Raw genomic sequence first — 4711 nt, 5'->3', positions numbered from 1 at the left:
AGCCGGTTAAAAATCATTCTGCGAAATGACGGTAATAACTCGGGTATCCAGCTGGAGAATGCTAATAATGGCTCGTCCATTACTGCCGGTAAAGGTGGTGAACTTGATGCTCTGGACATGAGTACATACCGTATCTACCACTACACAGTGGCTCTCAGTTCGCCTACGACAGGTAATGTAGCGGTTTATGTAGATGGTAATAACACACCGCTGCTGCAGCTAGAAGGCGTGACAATGCGCCCGGCCAGTAATGGTACGGATAACTACCTGCAAATCGGCGATGCCGGTGGCAGCAGTTACCTCGGAGACATTGATTGGGTACTGTGGAGTAGTGCCGGGGCTTACAGCCCTGATATGCTAAAAGGATTGTTGCCCGCCGGTATCGGCAATATCACTGGCTATGAAGCTCAGCCCTGATAAATGATGTGTCGTCAAAGAGCTATTGAATATTCAATAGCTCTTTTCAGTTAACTTTTTAATAAATAATTATTGCAATTAACCTGCACATTATCGGTATAATCGTTGCTTTGTTTTACATCAGAATAACAAGGAAGCAGTACTTATGGATAATACGCTCAATACTGGTAATAGCCACGCTGTCGCAGCCCCTCAGCGTCCTGCCAAAGTGCAGTTCAGCGGTCAGGCCGGTGAGTTTTTTGGTATCTGGATCGTCAATTTATTGCTGAGCATAGTGACACTGGGAATATACAGTGCCTGGGCTAAAGTGCGCACCACTCAGTACTTTTATGGTCATACCCGGATTGAACAACAGCCTTTTCGCTATCTCGCTACACCAATACAGATTTTAAAAGGCCGTATTATTGCAGTAATCATTTTTGCGTTATTTACTATTGCTTCCATGCTATCACCGGTATTGGCATTATTGCTGGCAATGCTGTTTATGTTTGCATCGCCCTGGCTGATTGTACAAAGCCTTAAATTCAATATGCGGATGACCAGTTATCGTAATGTGCGGTTTGCTTTTCATGGCAACTACGTCGGTGCATTAAAGTATTTTGTGCTGTTACCCATACTGTCGGTTTTTACCTTATATATGGCAATGCCGTGGGTACTGAAAAAAATAGACCATTTTATTTGCAGCAATACCAGTTTTGGTGGCGTGAAGATGCAGGTTAATACTGATACCAGTTCTTACTATATCGCCGCTTTAGTTGCCGCAGCAGCCGTATTTGGCGTAATGACAGTAGCCGCAATTATTGGCGTAGTACTGATTGGTATTATGGCTGCCAGTGGAGCTGGCAGTGCAGGTACTGCGGCTTTTCTGGGATCTGCAGGCTTCTTTCTTATGTATTTTTTCGCTTTTGCTTTAAGCGGCGCCATCTACCACAGTATGATCCGCAATCATTTATTTGAGCGCACTGAGCTACCTGAGGTAGCTAAATTTAAATCGAAAATGGAAGTGATGCCTTACCTGCTGCTAACCGTCACTAACCTTGTAGCCATTGTGCTGACATTAGGCCTGGCCTATCCCTGGGCAAAAGTGCGTAAAGCTGCCTATCTGGCATCTGTCACTGAACTGCTGATTTACCCTAAAGCCGACACTCTGGTTGATGAGCAACAAGCTGACAGCAGCGCTTTTGGTGAAGAAGCCGCAGGCTTGTTTGATGTTGACGTGTCACTCGCCTGATGTCTGCTGTAAGCTCCGTATCGGGTCAGTTTCAGCAAGCCGGCAGTAGTGCATTATATGCCGCCACTGCCAGCCTTACTGATGGGGGCCAGTTGCGGATACAGTGCGCCAACACTGCAGAAGTGCTTGCCGAAGTTGCCAGGCCTGACTATCGCTTTGGCACTGTCCTGCCGGGATTACCGGTTGAAGTACAGTTGCGCAGCGGCGCTGTTTTCCGGCCTGACGACGCCAACTGGCGTTGGCCGCAGCAGTCCGCCGGTTCCGGTTTTGCCGCAGTATTGGAAAGCAACAGGTTGTCGATACTGGCCGCAGTGTTGCTGTCGCCCTTGTTGCTGTGGTGGATCATTGTCGATTTAATGCCGATGCTGGCCAGTGCCAGCGTGCCGTTGGTGCCTGACCACATTAAGCAAAAAATGGGCGAGCAAACGTTTTACACCCTGCAAAAAACTGCATTGCAGCCGACACAGCTATCTGCTGCGCAGCAAGCAACGGTGAACTACCACTGGCAAATGACGCTAAAAAAATTGCCGCTGCAACAGAAAAACTACCAACTGCATATGTATCAATCTGAATTCTTCGGCGCTAACGCTTTTGCCCTGCCAGACGGCACAGTGGTGATCACTGACGAGCTGGTGAATTTGCTGCAACACAACCCCGATGCCATCATTGCGGTATTGTTGCATGAGATTGGCCACGTCGAAGGCCAGCACAGTGTGCGCTTAGTTGCGCAGTCATTAGGCGCAACGCTGGTGATAGGGATCCTGTTTGGCAACCCGGATGGTGTAGCCGACCTGCTGCTTGGTTCAGGCTCGGTGTTACTGCAAAATGCGTTCTCGCGTGATATGGAACGTGAAGCAGATCAGTTTGCATTGCAGCAGCTAACGGCGCTTGGCAAATCCGGCGATGCTTTTGCCGATGCCATGTCAGCACTGCTCAGCAGCAGAGATGCTGAGCCAGAGCTGGAACCTGCGCTGCTGAAATATCTCAGTACACATCCGGCAACACGCGAGCGGATCGAACAGGCCCGCCAGCACCAGTAACGGCTGAAACCGTTCCGGATACCCCCGGCGCGGTTTTATTGTTATAGTTGATGGCAAAACCAACCAGGACAATACCTTATGCTGCGTTTTGCCAGTTTAGTCAGTGCGCTTTTCTGTAGTGCCGCCGCAGCGGCGCCGGTAGTACTTTCCGATATCAAAGGGTATGGCTTTGACGACAGCCGTAAGTTGCAGCCGTTTTCTGTTTTAGTGTTTGATGATGAAAGCGGCAAAATTCTCGCCCGTGGTGATGCTGCCATCGCCAAAACATATGCCACCGCAAAACAGCTAGCCGGCAAAGGCGCAACTGTGCTGCCGGGCCTGATTGATGGTCATGGCCATGTACTGGGCTTAGGCCAGAATCTGGCGCAGGCTGAACTGCGCGGCAGTACCAGTGAACAGGAAGCTGTGGCACGGGTTGCCCGGTTTGCTGCAGAGAATAAAGATGCGCCCTGGATTATCGGCCGTGGCTGGAATCAGGTGTTGTGGCCGAGCAAACAATTTCCTACCCATGCCAGCCTGGATGAAGCCATCAGTGACAAGCCAGTTTATTTAAAACGGATTGATGCGCACGCCGGCTGGGCCAATAGTAAAGCGCTGGCGCTGGCGGGTATCAGTAAAGATACACTGGACCCACCTGGCGGTGAGATCGTGCGTGACAGCAAAGGCAACCCGACCGGTGTACTGATTGATAATGCGATGACGCTGCTGGAACAGCATATCCCCGATGCCGATAACGCGGCTAAAATTCGTGCCTTGCAAGCAGCATTCAAACATTTACTGGCGCTTGGCATCACCAGCGTACACGACGCAGGCGTCGATACCGATGTGGTAAAGCTCTATCAGCAGCTGGCCGCTGAGCACAAACTACCGCTGCGTATTTACCCTATGTTGTCGGCCCGCGATCCACAACTGCCAGCTTGGCTTGAAGCCGGAATTATTGATGACCCAACAGATTTTCTCGATATCCGTTCGGTAAAAATATATGGAGATGGCGCTTTGGGCAGCCGTGGCGCCGCGCTTATTGAGCCGTACAGTGATAAGCCGGAGCAAAAAGGTTTGCTGGTTACACAACCGGATCAGCTGACACAGATTATGCAGCTGACAATTGACGCAGGCTTTCAGACCAACGTGCATGCTATTGGTGATTTAGCAAACCGTTTAGTGCTGGATCGTTTTGCGCAACTGGTACCCGAGAACAAACGCGCGCAAAGCCGTCACCGCATTGAACATGCGCAAATAGTATCACCGAAAGACATACCGCGTTTTGCCAGTTTACATGTGCTACCTGCAATGCAGGCAGTACATGCGACGTCAGATAAGAATATGGCCGGCGATCGCCTCGGTGTAGCCCGGCTGCGCGGTGCCTACGCCTGGCGAAGTTTTATTGATCAGGGTAGCATTATTGTTGGCGGCTCAGATTTCCCGGTCGAGCTGGCCAACGTATTCCACGGCCTGCATGCCTCGGTAACCCGGCAGGACCATGATAATCAACCCACCGGTGGTTGGTTGCCTGAGCAGCGTCTGACGCTGACCGAAGCACTGCGATCTTTCACTGTTGACGCTGCCTATGGCGCTTTTCAGGAGCACAGCATGGGTACGCTGATGCCCGGCAGTTGGGCTGACTTTATCCTGATCGACCGCGATATCTTTAACATCGCGCCAGAACAGCTGTGGCAGGTTGAGGTAGAGCAAACTTATGTTAATGGTAAACAGCGCTTCAAACGTGCCGCTGAACAAAGTCCACTTTAAATATCAGAAACGGCGCCTGTAGCGCCGTTTTTGCGTCAGCTAATTAACTAAGCTTCAGGCTCAGCGTAAGCTGGGCTGGCAACCCGGTTGTCGCGCTGTTTACCCACTAACGAGCTGAGTTTACGTTGCATCTTATCAGCAGCACCGGTAATGGCCTGCCCCACAGTTGCCGCATGCTCTGTGACTGCAACCGGGTCCAGTCCTTCTGGCCTGGCTTCAAGCAAGCAGCGTTTATCATTACCATCATGCTTGGTGTTGCCATTCTCGTCACTTA

General features: G+C 50.7%; 4 protein-coding genes and 1 pseudogene. 4 read left to right on the top strand and 1 reads right to left on the bottom strand.

Annotated elements, in window-relative coordinates; all coding sequences use genetic code 11:
* The 4 genes from VIN66_RS00240 to VIN66_RS00225 all read left to right on the top strand — a co-directional run.
* A partial coding sequence (locus VIN66_RS00240; RefSeq protein WP_331922122.1) for a hypothetical protein occupies nt 1-417 on the top strand: 417 nt, incomplete at its 5' end.
* A gap of 145 nt (nt 418-562) precedes the next feature.
* On the top strand, nt 563-1648 hold the full coding sequence (locus tag VIN66_RS00235) for a YjgN family protein (protein WP_331922121.1): 1086 nt from the start codon (nt 563-565) through the stop codon (nt 1646-1648).
* A complete protein-coding gene (locus tag VIN66_RS00230; RefSeq protein ID WP_331922120.1) occupies nt 1648-2688 on the top strand; it encodes a M48 family metallopeptidase in 1041 nt (346 codons plus the stop codon). The genes VIN66_RS00235 and VIN66_RS00230 overlap by 1 nt, the downstream gene beginning before the upstream one ends.
* A 78-nt stretch (nt 2689-2766) precedes the next feature.
* Nucleotides 2767-4437, top strand: coding sequence for an amidohydrolase (locus VIN66_RS00225; protein ID WP_331922119.1), 1671 nt, complete (start codon nt 2767-2769; stop codon nt 4435-4437).
* A 47-nt stretch (nt 4438-4484) separates the two neighbouring features.
* Here VIN66_RS00225 and VIN66_RS00220 read toward each other — a convergent pair.
* Nucleotides 4485-4711: pseudogene (locus tag VIN66_RS00220) on the bottom strand (HPF/RaiA family ribosome-associated protein); the annotation flags it as partial.

Source organism: Rheinheimera sp., assembly GCF_036568245.1.
GTDB lineage: Bacteria > Pseudomonadota > Gammaproteobacteria > Enterobacterales > Alteromonadaceae > Alishewanella.
This window is presented reverse-complemented; position numbering and strand designations above follow the sequence as displayed.

Coding starts and splice junctions, on each gene's coding strand:
- VIN66_RS00235 (WP_331922121.1), top strand. CDS start 563: ATGGATAATACGCTCAATACTGGTAATAGCCACGCTGTCGCAGCCCCT.
- VIN66_RS00230 (WP_331922120.1), top strand. CDS start 1,648: ATGTCTGCTGTAAGCTCCGTATCGGGTCAGTTTCAGCAAGCCGGCAGT.
- VIN66_RS00225 (WP_331922119.1), top strand. CDS start 2,767: ATGCTGCGTTTTGCCAGTTTAGTCAGTGCGCTTTTCTGTAGTGCCGCC.